At 64.1% G+C, this 17,662-nt stretch carries 14 protein-coding genes and 1 pseudogene; 9 read left to right on the forward strand and 6 right to left on the reverse strand.

The window, feature by feature from the left end:
• Positions 1–13 precede the first annotated feature (13 nt).
• Complete coding sequence (locus tag H163_RS0106505) at positions 14–1,015, forward strand: adenosine kinase (protein WP_019963750.1); 1,002 nt, start codon at positions 14–16, stop codon at positions 1,013–1,015.
• A gap of 76 nt (positions 1,016–1,091) precedes the next feature.
• Here H163_RS0106505 and H163_RS0106510 read toward each other — a convergent pair whose 3' ends face one another.
• The 3 genes and pseudogenes from H163_RS0106510 to H163_RS0106520 form a co-directional block, all read right to left on the reverse strand.
• Complete coding sequence (locus H163_RS0106510) at positions 1,092–1,964, reverse strand: 4-hydroxyphenyl-beta-ketoacyl-CoA hydrolase (RefSeq protein ID WP_019963751.1); 873 nt, start codon at positions 1,962–1,964, stop codon at positions 1,092–1,094.
• Positions 1,961–2,239 (reverse strand): annotated as a pseudogene (locus tag H163_RS24950) (MarR family winged helix-turn-helix transcriptional regulator); the annotation flags it as partial. The gene H163_RS0106510 and the pseudogene H163_RS24950, both read right to left, overlap by 4 nt.
• 214 nt (positions 2,240–2,453) lie before the next feature.
• Positions 2,454–3,248: a crotonase/enoyl-CoA hydratase family protein gene (locus H163_RS0106520; RefSeq protein ID WP_019963753.1), complete on the reverse strand. Its 795-nt coding sequence runs from the start codon at positions 3,246–3,248 to the stop codon at positions 2,454–2,456.
• Positions 3,249–3,384: 136 nt separating this feature from the next.
• Here H163_RS0106520 and H163_RS0106525 point away from each other — a divergent pair, with 136 nt between their 5' ends.
• The 3 genes from H163_RS0106525 to H163_RS0106535 are packed head-to-tail and all read left to right on the forward strand — an operon-like array spanning position 3,385 to position 7,567.
• The gene (locus H163_RS0106525) at positions 3,385–5,238 is read left to right on the forward strand and encodes a feruloyl-CoA synthase (protein ID WP_026355526.1); all 1,854 of its coding nucleotides are present in this window, start codon (positions 3,385–3,387) and stop codon (positions 5,236–5,238) included.
• A complete protein-coding gene (locus tag H163_RS0106530; RefSeq protein ID WP_019963755.1) occupies positions 5,235–5,996 on the forward strand; it encodes an SDR family NAD(P)-dependent oxidoreductase in 762 nt (253 codons plus the stop codon). The genes H163_RS0106525 and H163_RS0106530 overlap by 4 nt, the downstream gene beginning before the upstream one ends.
• 5 nt (positions 5,997–6,001) lie before the next feature.
• Positions 6,002–7,567: an acyl-CoA dehydrogenase family protein gene (locus H163_RS0106535; RefSeq protein WP_019963756.1), complete on the forward strand. Its 1,566-nt coding sequence runs from the start codon at positions 6,002–6,004 to the stop codon at positions 7,565–7,567.
• Positions 7,568–7,603: 36 nt separating this feature from the next.
• Here H163_RS0106535 and H163_RS22315 read toward each other — a convergent pair whose 3' ends face one another.
• Both H163_RS22315 and H163_RS22320 read right to left on the reverse strand, forming a co-directional pair.
• Positions 7,604–8,305 carry a helix-turn-helix domain-containing protein gene (locus H163_RS22315; RefSeq protein WP_019963757.1) on the reverse strand — a complete coding sequence of 234 codons (702 nt, stop codon included), beginning with the start codon at positions 8,303–8,305 and terminating at the stop codon, positions 7,604–7,606.
• Positions 8,306–8,373: 68 nt separating this feature from the next.
• Positions 8,374–8,772, reverse strand: a complete 399-nt coding sequence (locus H163_RS22320) for a hypothetical protein (RefSeq protein ID WP_040678147.1) — start codon at positions 8,770–8,772, stop codon at positions 8,374–8,376.
• Between the two features lie 221 nt (positions 8,773–8,993).
• Between H163_RS22320 and H163_RS0106550 the strand changes: the two genes are divergently transcribed.
• The 3 genes from H163_RS0106550 to H163_RS0106560 are packed head-to-tail and all read left to right on the forward strand — an operon-like array spanning position 8,994 to position 13,804.
• Positions 8,994–10,511, forward strand: coding sequence for an efflux transporter outer membrane subunit (locus tag H163_RS0106550; RefSeq protein ID WP_026355527.1), 1,518 nt, complete (start codon positions 8,994–8,996; stop codon positions 10,509–10,511).
• 59 nt (positions 10,512–10,570) lie between these two features.
• Positions 10,571–11,794, forward strand: coding sequence for an efflux RND transporter periplasmic adaptor subunit (locus tag H163_RS0106555; RefSeq protein ID WP_040678205.1), 1,224 nt, complete (start codon positions 10,571–10,573; stop codon positions 11,792–11,794).
• 9 nt (positions 11,795–11,803) lie between these two features.
• The gene (locus H163_RS0106560) at positions 11,804–13,804 is read left to right on the forward strand and encodes a MacB family efflux pump subunit (RefSeq protein WP_019963761.1); all 2,001 of its coding nucleotides are present in this window, start codon (positions 11,804–11,806) and stop codon (positions 13,802–13,804) included.
• Between the two features lie 4 nt (positions 13,805–13,808).
• Here the strand turns inward: H163_RS0106560 and H163_RS0106565 are convergent, their stop codons facing one another.
• Positions 13,809–14,465, reverse strand: coding sequence for an alpha-ketoglutarate-dependent dioxygenase AlkB (locus H163_RS0106565; protein ID WP_019963762.1), 657 nt, complete (start codon positions 14,463–14,465; stop codon positions 13,809–13,811).
• A 352-nt stretch (positions 14,466–14,817) separates the two neighbouring features.
• Between H163_RS0106565 and dnaK the strand changes: the two genes are divergently transcribed.
• Both dnaK and H163_RS23925 read left to right on the forward strand, forming a co-directional pair.
• Positions 14,818–16,722 (forward strand): molecular chaperone DnaK, encoded by a 1,905-nt coding sequence (gene dnaK / locus H163_RS0106570; protein WP_019963763.1) that lies wholly within the window; start codon positions 14,818–14,820, stop codon positions 16,720–16,722.
• A gap of 51 nt (positions 16,723–16,773) precedes the next feature.
• Positions 16,774–17,658, forward strand: a complete 885-nt coding sequence (locus tag H163_RS23925; RefSeq protein WP_081625968.1) for an FkbM family methyltransferase — start codon at positions 16,774–16,776, stop codon at positions 17,656–17,658.
• Positions 17,659–17,662: the final 4 nt, after the last annotated feature.

A 17,662-nucleotide genomic window follows, 5' to 3' on the forward strand; every position in this document is an offset into this window, starting at 1 on the left:
CGTGGACTGCCACATGACCAAACCGGCCTTTGATGCCCTGTGCATCGGCAATGCGATCTGCGACGTCTTCGCCCATGTGGAGGAAGATTTCCTCGTGCGGGAGAGCCTTGTGAAAGGTTCCATGCGCCTCATCGACACGGACGAAGCCCTGCGCCTTTACGAGCGCATGGGCCAGACCGTTCTGATTTCGGGCGGCAGCGCCGGCAACACGGCTGCAGGCATTGCCTCGCTCGGCGGCAAGCCGGCCTATCTGGGCAAGGTCGCCAATGATGCTCTGGGCGCCAGCTTTTCCCACGACATGAAGGCCACGGGTGTGCATTTCAACACCGCCCCGCTGGTGGATGGCGCACCGACCGCCCGTTCCATGATCCTGATCACACCGGACGGCGAGCGCACCATGAACACCTATCTGGGGGCCTGCGTCGAGCTGTCCCCGGCAGATGTGGACCCTGAAGTTGTGGCCGCCTCCGCCATCACCTACATGGAAGGTTATCTATGGGATCCTGCGGCCGCCAAGGAAGCCTTCCTGCAGGCCGCCCGGATTGCCCATGACAACGGCCGTCTGGTGGCCATCACGCTGTCCGATTCCTTCTGCGTTGACCGTTACCGCAGCGAGTTTCAGGGACTGCTGCGCGACGGGGTGGTGGACCTGATGTTCGCCAACGAGCATGAACTGAAGGCGCTCTACCAGACCGCCGACATCGACACGGCCATCAGCGCCGCCGCGGAGACCTGCAAGCTGACGGCACTGACCCGTGGCGAGGATGGCGCCATGGCCATCACCCGCGAGGAAACCCTGCATGTGCGCGCCAACGAGGTGAGCGCGGTCGTCGATCTGACCGGCGCAGGCGATCTCTTCGCCTCCGGCTTCCTCTATGGCCTTGCCCGGGACTTCGACCTTGCCACCTCGGCAGGCCTCGGCTGCCTGTGCGCCTCGGAAGTCATCGCCCACGTCGGGGCCCGTCCGCAGAAAAGCCTCAAGTCCCTCGCCACGGACAGCGGCTTCACCCTCTGAAGTCAAGCGCGTTTACACGACAAAACACCCGGCGCCACGGCACCGGGTGTTTTCTTTTGGGCATTGGTACGAAGCTTCAGAGCTTCAGAAGGCGCCTTGCGTTTTCCTTGAGGATCAGCGGTCGCACGTCGTCGCGGATGTCGATCTGCTCGAAATCGGCAAGCCAGCGGTCCGGCGTGATCGCCGGCCAGTCGGAGCCGAACAGCATCTTGTGCTTCAAGAGGCTGTTCGCATATTTCACCAGGATCGGCGGAAAGTATTTGGGCGACCAGCCGGACATGTCGATGTAGACATTCGGCTTATGGGTCGCCACCGACAGCGCCTCTTCCTGCCAGGGGAAGGAAGGGTGGGCCAGCACGATGGGCATGTCGGGGAAGTCCACCGCCACATCGTCGAGATACATCGGGTTGGAATATTTCAGCCGCATGCCCATGCCGCCGGGCATGCCTGCGCCCACGCCCGTCTGACCGGTGTGGAACAGGGCAATCGCCCCTTCCTCGGCAATCGCCTCATAGAGCACATAGGCCGATCGGTCGTTGGGGTAGAAGCCCTGCATGGTGGGGTGGAACTTGAACCCCCGCACGCCGAAATCACGCACCAGACGGCGTGCCTCGCGCGCACCGGCCTTGCCCTTGGCCGGATCGATGGAGGCGAAGGGGATGAGGATGTCGCTGTTTTCGGCGGCGATCCGGGCCACTTCCTCGTTGTCATAGCGGCGGAAGCCGGTTTCGCGCTCCGCATCAACGGGGAAGATCACCGCGCCGATCTTGCGCTCGCGGAAATAGTCCGCCGTTTCCTGCACGGTGGGCAGATGATTGTGCGACACCGGATTGCGGAAATACTTGGCCATGCCGGCCTGAAACTCGTCATAGCCGTCATCACGCGGGCCGCAGCAGGGCTCTTCCGCGTGGGTGTGAAAATCGATGGCAATCAGATCGTCGATGTTCATGTAGGCCTCCCTTCAATCCCGATGAACTTGCGCAACAGATGCACCAGCTGGCCCCGCTCCTCCGCGGCCAGATTGGCGCCAATTCTTTCCTCGTGGCGGAAGAACCAGCGGCTCGTCCGCTCCACCAAATCTTGGCCCTCCGCCGTCAGTGTCAGCTCCACCGCACGCCGGTCCTCGTCCGGCACCCGGCGGGAGACAAGCCCCTGATCCTCGAAGGCGCGGATGAGTTTTGTCATATGCGCGCGCTTGATCATCAGCCGGTTGCCCAGCGCACTCTGGCGGATGCCCGGATTGCAGGAGATGACCCACAGCACGGAGAATTCGCCCGGCTTCATCACCAGCTCGGCATCATCGGCAAAGAACTGCTCGTAGACCTTGAGCTGCGCCATGCGCAGCAGGAAGCCGACGGCGCCATCCAGCTTGCCGATTTCCACCTCACCCTGCTTCGGGCAGATCACGTCCGCATCCATGGCCATGATGGCATCTCCTTCAGGCGGCGCCCGGAGCCTTCAGCCGCGCGGCGCGCTTTTCGAGAAAGGCGCGCAGGCGCTCTTCGGCTTCCGGGCTCGTGGCCGTGAAGGATGCAATAAAGGATTCGACGAAAAGTCCATCCTCCTTTGCCATGTCCTGAATGCGCGGCAGCGCATTGATGACGGCATAATTGGACAGTTCCGCATTGCTGGCGGCGGCTTCCGCCAGTTCGGTGGCCTTGGCCAGAGCCTCGCCTTCCCCCACCACATACTGCGCAAGGTTCCAGGCTTCGGCGCTGGAAGCGGGCACGACGCGGCCCGTGAGCATCATGTCGGTCATGCGGGCAACGCCTGTCAGCCGCGCCACACGCACCGAGCCGCCGCCGCCGACGAAAATGCCGCGCTGGCCCTCAGGCAGGGCAAAGAAGGTGGTCGCATCGGCAACGCGGATATGAGTGGAGGCCGCAAGCTCGAGGCCGCCGCCGACAACGGCGCCATGCAGGGCCGAAATCCAGGGAATGGTTCCGTGCTCGATGCCGCCAAACACCGCATGCCAGCGGCGGGAATTGCGCACGCCCTCGATCGGCGAACGCTCCACATGCTCGGCCAGATCCAGCCCGGCGCAGAAGTGGCTGCCATAGCCGAAGAGCACGGCAGCCTTGGCCTCGCGCTCGGCGCGGACAATGGCCAGAGCCAGCGCCTCGACCACCCGGTCACTGATGGCATTGCGCTTTTCAGCCCGGTTGAGGCCGACGAGGGCAACCTTGCCCTTCAGTTCGTAGGTGACGATGTCCCCGGTGACGGTGCTGTCCATGGCCTTACTCCCGCTGCCCATCTTCGTGTGCATGATTTTGATTGTTTACAGATGGATTGTTTCCTTGTAAACAAATTTCAGGAGGGGCCATCCGGCCTAAAAAGTTTGTTCACGTGATTGACGTCTGGGAGGAGTCATGACCGCAGGAGCTATGGTCCGGAAGGAATTCTGGACGCCGGAACTTGCATGGGAAACCCGGGCCGACGGCTCGATCGTCATCTGGCGCGAGGATGCGCTGGGGGCCTATGCCAGCAAGATCAACGAACGGCTTGTTCACTGGGCGCAAGCAGCCCCGGACCGCACCTGGATGGCGGCCCGCGAGGGCGATGGCTGGAAGCGCATTTCCTACGCACAGGCCCTGGCCCATGTACGCAGCCTTGCGCAGGCCTTTCTCGACCACGGCCTGTCCATGGACCGGCCCGTTGCCATTCTGGCCGAAAACTCGCTCGAACATGCGTTGATGGCGCTCAGCGCCCAGCATGTGGGCATCCCCTCTGCAGCCATTTCCGCCAATTACGTGACGCTGGCCACCGACTTCGGCAAGCTGACCGAGATCGCGCAGCAGATCACGCCGGGCCTCGCCTTCGTGGAAGACGGCATGCGCTTCCGGGCAGCCGTCGATGCGGCTTTCGGCAAAAATTGCGTGCTGGTCGCGGCCCGCAATCTGCCAGCTGACCGGCCCAACAGCTTCCTTTTCGAAGACCTGCTGACGACAGAAGCCACGGCAGCGGTTGATGCCGCATTCGATGCGGTGGGGCCGGATACGGTGGCGAAGTTCCTCTTCACCTCCGGCACCACAGGTTCGCCCAAGGCGGTGATCCAGACCCAGCGGATGCTGTGCTCCAATCAGGAGATGATCCGCGACTGCTACCAGTTCCTGAAGGACGAGCCGCCGGTCATCGTTGACTGGGCGCCGTGGAACCACGTGGCAGCGGGCAGCAAGATCTTCAACATGGTCATCTATAACGGCGGCACCTTCTACATCGACAACGGCCGCCCCTCGCCCCAGCACATCGGCGAGACGATCCGCAATCTCAAGGACGTCTCCCCGACCTGGTATTTCAATGTGCCCGCCGGTTACGAGATGCTGGTGCATGCCTTCGAGGCCGATCCGGAACTGGCGCGGAACTTCTTCAAGAACCTGAAGCTGATGATGTATGCGGGCGCCGGCATGGCGCAGCACACATGGGATTCCTTGCGCGAAATCTCGCAAGACATTCTCGGCCACAGCGTGCTGCTGAGCACCGGCCTTGGCGCCACGGAGACAAGCCCCTTCTCGCTCTTCTGCACCACGCAGGAGGAAAAGGCCGGCAATGTCGGCATCCCGGCGCAGGGCATCACCATGAAGCTGATCCCGGTGGAGGACAAATACGAGTTGCGGCTGAAGGGCCCGAACGTAACTCCCGGCTACTGGCGCAACCCCGAACTGACAGCAGCGGCCTTTGACGAGGAAGGTTTCTATCGCATCGGTGACGCGCTGAAGTTCGCCGGGGAAGGCGATCCGTCGAAGGGCTTCTTCTTTGACGGGCGCATTGCCGAAAACTTCAAGCTGCAGACCGGCACCTGGGTGGCTGTCGGCCCCTTGCGGGCGCAGCTGGTCGATCAGTTCGCCGGATTGATCCGCGATGCGGTGATCACCGGCGAGAACGAGGCGGAACTCGGCGCCCTGGTGCTGCTCTCCCTGCCTGCGGCGCGCAAGCTGATCGACGGCGGCGAAGGCCTTGATGAAGCTGCCGTTCAGGCCCACCCGGCAGTGCAGGCAGCACTCGCCGCCCGGCTCTACCGGCACCAGAAGCAAGCGACGGGCTCGGCCAGCCGCGTCATGCGCCTTGCGGTGCTGATGGCCCCGCCGCGCCTCGACAAGGGCGAGATCACCGAAAAGGGCTCGCTGAACCAGCGCGCCCTGCGCAGCCACCGGCACGAGCAGATCGCAGCGCTTTATGCAGGCGGCGCGGACATCATTCTGGCAAGGGAAGAGGCAGCAGCATGAAGATTTCAGGTTCCAGCGCACTCGTCACCGGTGGCGGCTCGGGTCTGGGCGAGGCCACTGCCCGGCTGCTGGCCGCTGAAGGCGCCATCGTGCATGTGTTCGACAGAGACGCTGCGGGTGCTGAGCGCGTGGCCGCAGAGATCGGCGGCGTTGCCATTGCCGGAGACGTGACCAGCGAAGCGGACGCCAGCGCCGCGCTGGACACGGCGGCGGCTGCCGGAAATGGCCTGCGCATTCTCGTCAACTGCGCCGGGATCGGCACCGCCGCCCGGCTTCTGGGCCGCGACGGCCCCATGCCGCTCGATGCCTTCGAGCGGGTGATCCGCGTCAATCTGGTCGGCACCTTCAACATGATGCGCCTTGCCGCAGCCCGCATCGCCGAAACAGCGGAGCTTGAGAGGCTGGGCCGGGGCGTGATCGTCAACACCGCCTCGGTGGCGGCTTTCGAGGGGCAGATTGGCCAGATCGCCTATTCGGCCTCCAAGGGCGGCATCGTCTCCATGGCCCTGCCCGCAGCACGGGAGCTGGCCCGTTTCGGCATCCGCGTCAACACCATCGCGCCGGGCCTGTTCCGCACGCCGCTGCTCGCGGGCCTGCCGCAGGAAGCGCAGGACAGCCTCGCCGCCGCCATTCCCGGCCCGGCGCGTCTGGGCACGCCGGAGGAGTTTGCCGATACGGTGCGCTATCTCGTGGCCAATCCTTACGTCAATGGCGAGGTCATCCGGCTGGACGGTGCCCTGCGCATGCAGCCGCGCTGACCGCCATGGAAGGCTTTCGCGCGCAGGCGGACCGCACCGCCAGACTGTTGCAGGCAACCCCCGGCTGGCAGGCCGTTCAGGCGCTCCTGCCGGATTATGACAGCGAAACGGTGGAGGCAATCCTGCGGGAGGCTGCTGCCTTCGCTGTAACCGAACTTGCCCCGCTGAACGCGGTCTCCGACCGGCAGGGCTGCCGTATCGTGGATGGCCGGGTGAAGACCCCGGCCGGTTTCGCTCAGGCCTACCGCCGCTATGCGGAAGCCGGATGGCTCGGCATGGACCTGCCGGAAGCCCACGGCGGACAAGGCCTGCCATTGACGCTCCAGGCCGCCTGCCTGCCTCTGTTCGAGCGCGGCTGCGTTTCCATGATGATGGCGGCCGGCTCCTCCCGTGCCGCCTGCCATCTGCTGGCGGCGGTTGCGGAACCGGCCCTCGCTGAGGAATGGATCGGCCAGCTTCTGGCCGGTGAATGGACCGCCACGATCTGCATTTCCGAGCCTGATGCCGGGTCCGACGTGGGCCGCATCCGCACCACGGCGGCTCAAGGCAGCGATGGCCTGTGGCAGATCAATGGCGTCAAGAGCTGGATTTCCTTCGGCGACCATGACCTTGCCTCGCGCATCGGCCATTGCCTGCTCGCCCGCACAGGCAAGACGGCGGGCACTGCCGGGCTGAGCCTCTTCCTCGTGCCCGACCGGATGGACGGCAAGACCAACGGCATCACCGTGCAGCGCATCGAGGAGAAGATGGGCCTGCACGGCTCGCCCACCTGTATCCTCGGCTTTGATGGCGCGCGCGGCTGGCTCCTGGGCGAGGAGGGACGCGGGCTGCATGCCCTGTTCCACATGATCGAACTGATGCGCCTGCAGACCGGCTGTCAGGGGCTCGGCCTTGCCTCCGCCTCCGCAGATGTTGCGGAAGTCTATGCGCAGGACCGCAAGCAAGGCGGACCCGCGGACCGCCCGCCCTTGCCAATCGCGCAGCATCCCGATGTCCGCCGCCAGCTTTCACTTCTGCGCCGCCAGACGGAAGTCACACGCGCTGCCATTCTGGAAAGTGCCGCCCGGATGGATCTTGCCCGGCTGTCTGCGGATGAGGCAGAGCGGGCCCAGATGCGCGATTTCAGCGCCTTCATGCTGCCGATGATCAAGACTTTCGGTGCGGAAGCGGGCTTTGATGTGTCCAACAGGGCCATGCAGGTGATGGGCGCAGCAGGCTATACGAAGGAATGGCCGGTCGAGCAGCACCTGCGCGACAGCCGGGTGATGACCATCTACGAGGGCACCACCGGCATCCAGGCCATCGACTTCCTCACGCGCCGCCTGTGGCGCGATCAGGGCCGCGGCCTTGCCGTGTTCGAGCGGCTGATGCGCGAAGGCATTGCCGCCGCTTCGGCAGACTGTCCGGCGGCAGCATCAGCGGCTGAAGCGGCCCTTGCCGTCTTCCTCGCCATGGCGGCGGAGCTGAGCGCCCTGCAGGGTGATCCGGAGGCGGCGCTTTACCGGGCCGAGGACTACATGCGCTGCGCCTGGGCCGCCGTCACCGCATGGATGGCGCTCCGGCTGGAGTAAAACCAGCCGGAAGCACGGCCCCGGGTTCCAGTTAACTCACTCCGCCGCAACTCTGAACGCGGCTTGCGGCGGAACAGTGCCCATGGCCAGCGCCCTCAGCGCAGGCAGGTCATGCACGGCCACATCGCCCTGCACATTGAGCGAGATATAGCCATCGCGGCGCAGGCGGCTGATGCAGCGGCTGACGGTTTCCAGCGTCAGACCCAGCCAGTCGGCCAGATCCTGCCGCGTCAGATACATGGGAAAGCGCAGCACCGCGGCTTCCTCTCCCACCTTGGCGAACTGGCGGCATAGATCCACCAGCGCCGAGGCGACCTTTTCCGTAGCTGTCTTGCGCCCCAGCAGCATGGCATGGGCCTGCGCCCGGCGCAGCAGCAGGCGGACGGCGGCGTTCAACTCACCCTCCATGCGCCGCTGCCCGGCAGCAACCAGTTCCAGCCGGGTTGATGCCATGGCTTCAGCTCCACATTGCTGCACATCCGAAAGGCCGCGCCCGAACATCTTGCCGGGCCCCAGCACGTCCAAAATCTGCCGCCGCCCATCGGGCAGGCGCTGATAAAGCGCGATGCAGCCCTCGAGGATACGGAAGGTCTCGCTGCGGTTGACACCGGGCAGGAAGATGCTGGCACGGGCGGCAACCGTGGCGACCTTGCGGCCATTCTCGCTCATCAGCGGGTCAATGAGAAAATCAATCGGGACGGCAGTTTGCGTGCCGCGGCGCGGGGATAGCATTTCCATCTGAAGACATCCGGTCTGGCGCCAGCGGAGCTGGCGGAACAGGGACAGGCCGGAGAGACCCGGCCGGTTTAGATCAGGATGTTTGCAGGGGGAGCCCTGGATCCGCTGCTGCCCGGCGGCACGCCGGAGGCAGGCACCTGCGGCAGATAGAGAACCCAGCTGCCCTGTTCTGCGAAGGACAGGGCCTCGCCGGTACCCAGTGCAGGCTCGGGCAGAACCACCGAGGCCGAGAGACGGCAGGCCTCGCACCCTTCAGAGCCGGAATGATGCGGCGTGCCATCCTTGCCGGTGGGGGTGAGGCAGAGCACCGGCAGGCTGCCATCCGGCAGACGGAACGCTTCCAGTTCCTCCAGCTGGCTGGCGGAAAGGGCAAAGGCAGGCGGCTGATGGGCGAAACCAAGCAACAGAAAGCCCATAGCGCAAAGAATGCGCAGCAGGTTCGCCGTATGTTTCCGTCCTTGGTGCATCAGAACTCCTGTGCCTACAGGTAAACCCGTTCCCGTGCAGTTTCAATGACGCGCCGTCACTTGCAGCCACTGCGGCCTGCGGCGCGTCAGCGCAGAGGCGCAAAAAGGCATGCAGGGAGGAATTGCTGATACAAATAGTGACACTTGCGGCCGTTGACGCCGCCGCCCGGTAATTTTAGGTAGCATGGCGTTTCACCTGATCTCCTTCAGCGGCCTTGTCCATGCGTTCCCTGTCATTTTTCAGCCGATCCGGAACAATCCGGCCTGCAAGGTCAGGTTTTTCCTGGTGCCGGTCCCTCGGTTTTCTGCCGCTTGCCTTGGTCCTTTCAGGATGTGCGGTGGGGCCGGACTATACAAAGCCCGGATTTGAACTTTCCCAAAACTTCAGCAACACGGGCCAGAAGGGCGAGGCCCGCCCTTCGGAACTTGCAAGATGGTGGGAACAGCTGGGCGATCCGGTGCTGAACCAGCTGATCGAGACGGCGATCCGCGAGAACCTTGACGCCGCCACCGCGAAGGCCCGTGTCCGCGAAGCCCGTGCCTCGCTGGACAGGGCGGCGGGCGGGCTGCTGCCCTCGGCAGACGGATCAGGCAGCGCTCGGCGGTCGCGCTCCTCCGGCGAAGACCCGAAAATGAGCAATCTGTTCCAGGCAGGTCTTTCGGCCAGCTGGGAGGTGGATCTGTTTGGCGCCAATGCCCGCAAGGTGGAAGCTGCACGCTATGGCCTTGATGCTGCCGAGGAAGACCTGCGCGCCACGATGGTGACGCTGATCGGCGACACCGCCAGCTATTACGTGCAGGCCCGCGCCAATCAGGCCCGCATCGCGCTGGCCCGGCGCACGGCCGCATCACAGACCGAAACCGTGCGCCTGACACAGTCCCGCTTCGATGCCGGTGCCGTTTCGGCGGCGGATGTGGCAAATGCCACCGGACAGGCAGCCAGCACGGAAGCAAACATTCCGAGCCTCAGGATTTCCTATGCCGAATCCCTGCACCGGCTGGGCGTGCTGACGGGCGGCGAGCCTGCCTCGCTGGCCGGATTGATGGACAAGCCCCGGCCCATCCCCCGGCCGAAACTGCCGCTTGCCTCTGGCGTCCCGGCAGATCTGCTCAACACCCGGCCAGACCTCAAGGTGCTGGAGCGCAAACTGGCGCAAGCCACCGCCTCCATTGGCGCGGCGGAGGCTGCCCGTTATCCGGCCATCAGCCTGACGGGCAACATCAGCACCGCGGCCGCGCAGACCGGGGATCTGGCGAAGAACTCCTCCATCAGCTGGTCCTTCGGCCCCTCGCTCAGCCTGCCCGTATTCAATGGCGGAGCGCTGGCCGCAGCAGCAGAAGTGGCACGGGCCCAGCGCGATGCGAGTTTTCTGGCCTATCGCAAGGGCGTGCTGACCGCTCTCGAAGAGGTGGAAAACGCGCTGGTCAGCCTCAGCCAGCAGCGCCAGCGGGCGGCCAAGCTCTCCACCGCAGCCAGCGCCTACCGGCAAGCCGCAGACCTGGCCCGCACCCAGTATCAGAGCGGCTCCAGCAGCTTTCTGGAAGTCCTCAACGCCGACCGCTCGCTCTACAGCGCCGAGGACAGCCTGATCGCCAGCCAGCTTGCCATCACCTCGGCCTATATCAGCCTCAACCGCAGCCTTGGCGGCGGCTGGGACGGAACAGTGGATACCAGCACTCCGGCCGTCAGGGATGAGCGCAGCGGACCGCGCCTGCGCAAACTGACGCAAGACAATTGATGCAGCGCCGGGGCGGTCCTCCTGCCCGCCCGGCCCAGCCTGATGAAAGCGTGTTCTCAATGAACGCATCAAGACCCCGCAAGAAAGGCCGCTGGCTGATTGCCGCCGCTCTCCTCGCCGCAGCAGCGGGCGGCGCCTATTACGCCCGCGCCGCCCTGCAGCCAGCCGCCGGTCCAACCGTGATGACCTCTGCCGTGCGCAAGGGAACCATCGAGGAGACGGTGCTGGCCACCGGCATCCTCAAACCGGCAAAGCTTGTCGCCGTCGGCGCGCAGGCCTCGGGCCGCATCATCGCCCTGAAGGTGAAGCTGGGGCAGGAACTGAAGGCCGGGGATCTGGTCGCGGAGATCGATGCCACCACCCAGACCAACAGCCTGCGCACTGCGGAAGCCTCACTGGCCAATGTGGAAGCCCAGCGCGTGGAGAAGGAAGCCTCACTGCAGCTGGCCCGCACCTCTCTGGAGCGCCAGCAGACGCTGATCGCCCAGAACGCCACCTCGAAGGCCGATCTGGACACGGCACAATCGCAGGTCAAAACCATCGACGCGCAAATCCGGGCGCTGGATGCCCAGATCGTGGCAGCCAAGGTGGCGGTGGAAACGGCCCGTGCCAATCTCGGCTACACCCGCATCACCGCGCCGATGGACGGCACCGTGCTGGCCATCGTCAACCAGGAAGGCCAGACGGTGAATGCGGCCCAGTCCGCCCCCACTATCATCATAATGGGCCAGCTCGACGTGATGAATGTGCAGGCCGAAATCTCCGAAGCAGATGTGGTGAAGGTGAAGCCGGAAACGGAAGTCTATTTCAACGTGCTCGGGGCGCCGGACACGAAATATCAGGCCCGTCTGGACTTCATCGAGCCTGCGCCGGAATCGATCACCAGCGACAAGGCCGTCAGCGGCTCTTCCAGCGCTGCCTCCTCCAGCTCCAGCACCGCTGCGATCTATTACAACGGCATCTTCAACGTGCCCAATCCAGACGGAGTGCTGCGCACCTACATGACGGCGGAAGTCACCATCGTGCTGGGCAAGGCTGTGGATGTGCCGGTGATTGCCGCCACCGCGCTCGGCGCGCGTAATCCGGACGGCAGCTACACCGTTCAGGTGATGAGCCGGGACGGCAGCATCGAAACGCGGCAGGTGGAGACCGGCCTCAACGACAAGATCAACGTGGAGATCCGCTCCGGCCTCAAGGAGGGCGAAAAGGTCGTGACCGGCACTCTGGATGCCGGCACTGTTACCCGCAGCACCACACGGCGCGGCCCGCCCATGGGACTGTGAGGCGGAACCATGACGGAACCGCTCATCAGCCTGAAGGCGCTCTACCGCTCGTTTCCGGCCGGAGACGGAGAGGTCGCGGTCCTCAAGGGCATCAACCTTGACATCGCCCGGGGCGAGTTCGTCTCCATCATCGGCCAGTCGGGCTCCGGCAAATCGACGCTGATGAACATCCTCGGCTGCCTCGACACCCCCACGGGCGGCAGCTACCGGATCGGCGGGCGCGAGACGGCGGACCTTGAGCCGGACGAACTGGCAGCTCTGAGGCGCGAGAAATTCGGCTTCATCTTCCAGCGCTACAATCTGCTGGCGGAACTGACTGCCCTCGGGAATGTGGAAGTGCCAGCCGTCTATGCAGGCCTGGCACCTGCCGAACGGCGGCAGCGGGCAGCGGATATCCTGACGCGGCTGGGCCTTGGCGACCGGATGGAGCACCGCCCGCCGCAGCTTTCGGGCGGGCAGCAGCAGCGCGTCTCCATCGCCCGAGCCCTCATGAACGGCGGCGACATCATCCTCGCTGACGAGCCAACCGGCGCGCTGGACACGCGCAGCGGACAGGATGTGCTCGACATCCTGCGCGAGCTGCACCGGGAGGGGAAGACGGTGATCATCGTCACCCATGACCCCAATGTGGCCGCGCTGGCAGAACGGACCATCGAAATTCTGGACGGCGAGATCATCGCCGACAATCTGCGCAAGGCAGATGCCCCGGATGCGGCGGGGCCGGATGTACCGGCCGCCCTTGCCCCGGCACGGGCGCCGCAGCCGGAGCAGGGCGTGGCGCGCAAGCTGAACCGGGGCCTCACCGCCTGGGCCGACCGCTTCGGCGAAGCTTTCCGCATGGCGCTTCTGTCCATGAAGGCACACAAGCTGCGCACCTTCCTGACCATGCTCGGCATCATCATCGGCATTGCCTCCGTGGTCAGCGTGGTGGCGCTCGGCACGGGCACACGGGAAAAGGTGCTGGCCAACATTGCCAGCCTTGGCACCAGCACGCTGGAAATCTTCCCCGGCAAGGACTTCGGCGATGCGCGCTCCGGCAAGGTGACGACGCTGGTGATTTCTGACGCTAAGGAGCTCGCCAGGCAGCCCTATCTCAGGGCCGTCACGCCAACCGTCTCCACCAGCGCGACCCTGCGCTATGGTTCGAAGGAAGCCTCCGCCCTCGCCAACGGCGTCAGCACCGCCTATTTCGATGCCAAGGGCACCAAGATCGCCTCGGGCAAGTTCTTCGACGCCGGCAGCGAGCATGATCTCGATGCGGTGGCGGTAATCGACGAGAACACCCGCAGGACCCTGTTCGCCGATGAGCCGGACGGAGCGGTTGGCAAGGTGCTGCTGATCAACAACATGCCTGCCCGCATTGTCGGCGTGGCCCAGCCCCAGCAGGGCGGCTTCGGCAGCAGCCAGAATCTCTCCGTGTTCCTGCCCTACACCACCGTACAGGCCCGCCTCACCGGCTCCAGCACCCTGCGCAGCATCACCGTGCGGGTGGAGGATGATGTGGACATGAAGCTGGCCGAGCAGATGGTCACCGCCTTCCTGACCCAGCGCCACGGCACCAAGGACTTCTTCATCCTCAACACCGACGACATCCGCCAGTCCATCACCAGCACCACCGCCACCATGACACTGCTGATCGCAGCCATTGCCGTGATTTCGCTGATCGTGGGCGGCATCGGCGTGATGAACATCATGCTGGTCACCGTCTCCGAGCGCGTGTCGGAAATCGGCGTGCGCATGGCGGTGGGCGCGCGGCGGTCCGATATCCTGCAGCAGTTCCTCATCGAGGCGGTCACGGTCTGCATCATCGGCGGCCTCGCAGGCATCGCCATTGCCCTCAGTTTCGGCGTCATCTTCCCGCTGATCACCAGCGACTTTGCGCTGATCTTCTCCAATGCCTCAATCGCCTATGCCTTCGGGATCTCAACGCTGATCGGCATCGTCTTCGGCTTCCTCCCCGCCCGCAACGCCTCCCGCCTCGACCCGGTGGCGGCGCTGAGCAGGCTGTGAGCCGTCAGGCGGGTTTGGTCACCCGGCGGAGCGTCAGGTTGATGCGGCCGCCGTTTTTCAGAAGGGTGGACGTGCCCGGATAGATCCGGCCGATGCCGTGGAAGGCGAGCCGGGACGGGCCCTCCAGCAGCAGCACGTCGCCCGAGTTCAGCCGGAACGAGCGGGCCGGGTCTTTGCGGGTGAGGCCGCCGATGCGGAAGAGGGCCGAATCGCCCAGCGAGACGGACAGAACCGGCGCCTCGAAGGTCTCCTCGTCCCGGTCCTGATGCAGGCCCATCCGGGCCGTCTCGTCATAGAAATTGATCAGGCAGGCTTCAGGTTCCGGGGCATCCGGAGCAAGCTCGCGCCAGAGGTCCTTCAGTACACCGGGCAGGGGCGGCCAGGGCTTTCGCGTCACCGGATGCAGCGGCTGATAGCGGTAGCCGCGAATGTCCGATACCCAGCCCAGCGGGCCGCAATTGCTCATGCGCACGGAAAAGGGCTGGCCGTTTTTCGGCATCACCGGGCGGAACAGCGGCGCCTGCGCCACAATGGTCCGCAGTTGCTCCGCCAGATCTGCCTGTGCGGGGCCGTCCAGATGGCCGGGCAGGAAACGCACCCCCTCCGGCAGCGGGCCTTGCGGCTTGCGGGCACTTTCCGGTGCAGCGTTGTCCAAAGTCATTCCACAGTCTCCGGCAGCCAAAGAACGCAAGTCCGCAAGGCATGTAGCGGTCCTTGCGCTGATAAGGGCTTTTGCACAGCAAGATCAGGCAGGCAGACGCCTTGCAGCAAGCCTGTCTCCCGCCTATATAGCGGTCAAGCTCAGTGCTGACAGGCGGAACAACCTGCTGACAGCCCCGGACAAGTCCAAGGGTCAAAACTCGTGATCAGGGCCTCAGGGATCAAAAGGGGCTTGGGCCAGTGCTTCCATGGTGGAGCATCAGGCCTTAAGCGCGCCGGCATCACTGATTGTGAAAGGGAGCCGGATTGACGCCGATACGGGTTTTTCCGGTTTGCTAGAAAGAGAGGAAGAAATGGCAAAGGTCATCGGTATCGACCTCGGCACGACGAATTCGTGTGTTGCCGTCATGGACGGCAAGGATGCAAAGGTCATCGAGAACTCGGAAGGCGCACGCACCACGCCTTCGATGGTCGCCTTCTCGGACGACAACGAGCGTCTCGTCGGCCAGCCGGCCAAGCGCCAGGCCGTCACCAACCCCACCAATACGCTCTTCGCAGTGAAGCGCCTCATCGGCCGCCGCTTCGATGATCCGACCGTGGCGAAGGACAAGGGCCTCGTGCCCTATGACATCGTCAAGGCAGACAATGGCGATGCGTGGGTATCGGCCAACGGGCAGAAATACTCGCCCTCCCAGATTTCCGCCTTCATCCTGCAGAAGATGAAGGAAACCGCCGAGAGCTATCTCGGCGAGACCGTGACCCAGGCAGTCATCACCGTTCCGGCCTATTTCAACGACGCCCAGCGTCAGGCCACCAAGGATGCGGGCAAGATCGCCGGTCTCGAAGTCCTGCGCATCATCAACGAGCCGACCGCAGCCGCGCTCGCCTATGGCCTCGACAAGAACGATGGCAAGACCATCGCTGTCTATGACCTTGGCGGCGGCACCTTCGACGTGTCGGTTCTGGAAATCGGCGACGGCGTCTTCGAAGTGAAGTCGACGAACGGTGACACGTTCCTCGGCGGTGAAGACTTCGACATGCGCCTGGTCGACTACTTTGCTTCCGAGTTCAAGAAGGAGCAGGGCATCGACCTGAAGAACGACAAGCTGGCCCTGCAGCGCCTCAAGGAAGCTGCGGAAAAGGCCAAGATCGAGCTGTCGTCCTCCTCGCAGACCGAAATCAACCTGCCCTTCATCACGGCAGATGCGTCCGGTCCCAAGCACCTGACCATGAAGCTGACGCGCGCCAAGTTCGAGAGCCTCGTCGAGGATCTGGTCCAGCGCACGATCGAGCCGTGCAAGGCAGCCCTGAAGGATGCAGGCCTTGTCGCCGGTCAGATCGATGAAGTGGTTCTCGTCGGCGGCATGACCCGCATGCCGAAGATCCAGGAAGTCGTGAAGACCTTCTTCGGCAAGGAGCCGCACAAGGGCGTGAACCCGGACGAAGTGGTGGCCATGGGCGCTGCCATTCAGGCCGGCGTGCTGCAGGGCGACGTCAAGGACGTTCTGCTGCTCGACGTGACCCCGCTGTCGCTCGGCATCGAGACGCTCGGCGGCGTGTTCACCCGCCTGATCGACCGCAACACCACGATCCCGACGAAGAAGAGCCAGACCTTCTCCACCGCCGAGGACAACCAGACCGCTGTGACGATCCGGGTGTTCCAGGGCGAGCGCGAGATGGCCGCCGACAACAAGATGCTCGGCCAGTTCGATCTTCTGGGCCTGCCGCCCGCCCCGCGCGGCGTGCCGCAGATCGAGGTTGCCTTCGACATCGACGCCAACGGCATCGTCAACGTGTCGGCCAAGGACAAGGGCACCGGCAAGGAACAGCAGATCCGCATCCAGGCCTCCGGTGGTCTCTCTGACGCCGACATCGAGAAGATGGTCAAGGACGCCGAAGCCCATGCGGACGAGGACAAGAAGCGCCGTGAGCTGGTGGAAGCCCGCAACCAGGGTGAATCCCTGATGCATTCCACCGAAAAGTCCCTCAAGGACTACGGCGACAAGGTCTCTGCTGACGACAAGGCCTCGATCGAGAGCGCCGTTGCCGCCCTGAAGACGGCCCTGACCTCCGAAGACGTGGCGGACATCCAGTCCAAGACGCAGGCTCTGGCCGAAGTGTCCATGAAGCTGGGCGAAGCCATGTACAAGGCCTCGCAGGCGGAAGCAGAAGGCGGCGAAGACGCCGGTGCCTCCTCCGCGAAGGACGACGACGTGGTCGATGCCGACTTCGAGGAAGTCAAGGACGACAAGAAATAAGTCACTGGCACGGCGCTCGGGCTCATCCCCGTGGCAGGAGGCTTTCAAAACATGAAACTGCGTACTGTTGAGCCGCCTTTTGGCGCCTACACACTATCGCAGCCGGCGGAGTTCATCCGCCGGCTGGCCAGTCACATGCCATCCAACCGGTTGGGCAGGTGGATGGTATCCTTGCTCCGCAAGACAAGCGTCGGCCGGTCAGCAGGCCCCGTGGATGTTGCCAACGTATTTCCAGCGGTACATGCACGCCTGTACCCGGCAACCAACCGCTGCGAGAAGCGCGCTGTTGCCGGCTCGCATATATTCGACCCGCAGGAACGTGAGGCGCTGGCACAGGCTTTAACCGGATCCACTTCGGATCCGTTTATCTTCGTCGATCTGGGTGCCAATATTGGCCTCTACAGCCTCTGGATGGTTTCCGTGGCTCGTCAGGCTGGACGCGGACTTCTTGGCCTTGCCGTCGAGCCGGATCCGGTCACGCGGGAGAGACTTGAAACAAATCTGGCGTTATCCTCAGCTGACTCCATAACGGTAGCCGCCTGTGCCGTTGGAGAAACAAGCGGCAGAGGAGCGATCGTCACGCATGATGGCAATCGCGGGGAACACCGCGTCAGAACGGCAGAAATAAACGAAGAAGACAGCTTCGAAATTTTGCCGATCGCAGAAATCTGCGCGCGTCATGGAATCGAACGTATTGATGCTATGAAAATCGACCTTGAAGGTCACGATGAAGCCGCGCTTCGTGGGCTGTTCGCCCATGGTCCGGCAAAGCTGTGGCCAGATCTGATTGTCGTTGAGGCCGGCAAGGATGAGGAGTTTCCCCCTGTCGTTCAGCTGTGTCTTGGCAACGGCTACAAGCTTGAGCGCCGCACCAAGCTGAATGCGCTTCTTGCACGGCAGCCAAACGCCTCTAGCAGGCCCAGCAGCGACAGGTGATGGA

Origin of the sequence: Pannonibacter phragmitetus DSM 14782, assembly GCF_000382365.1 — a bacterium.
In the GTDB taxonomy this organism is placed as follows: Bacteria; Pseudomonadota; Alphaproteobacteria; order Rhizobiales; family Stappiaceae; genus Pannonibacter; species Pannonibacter phragmitetus.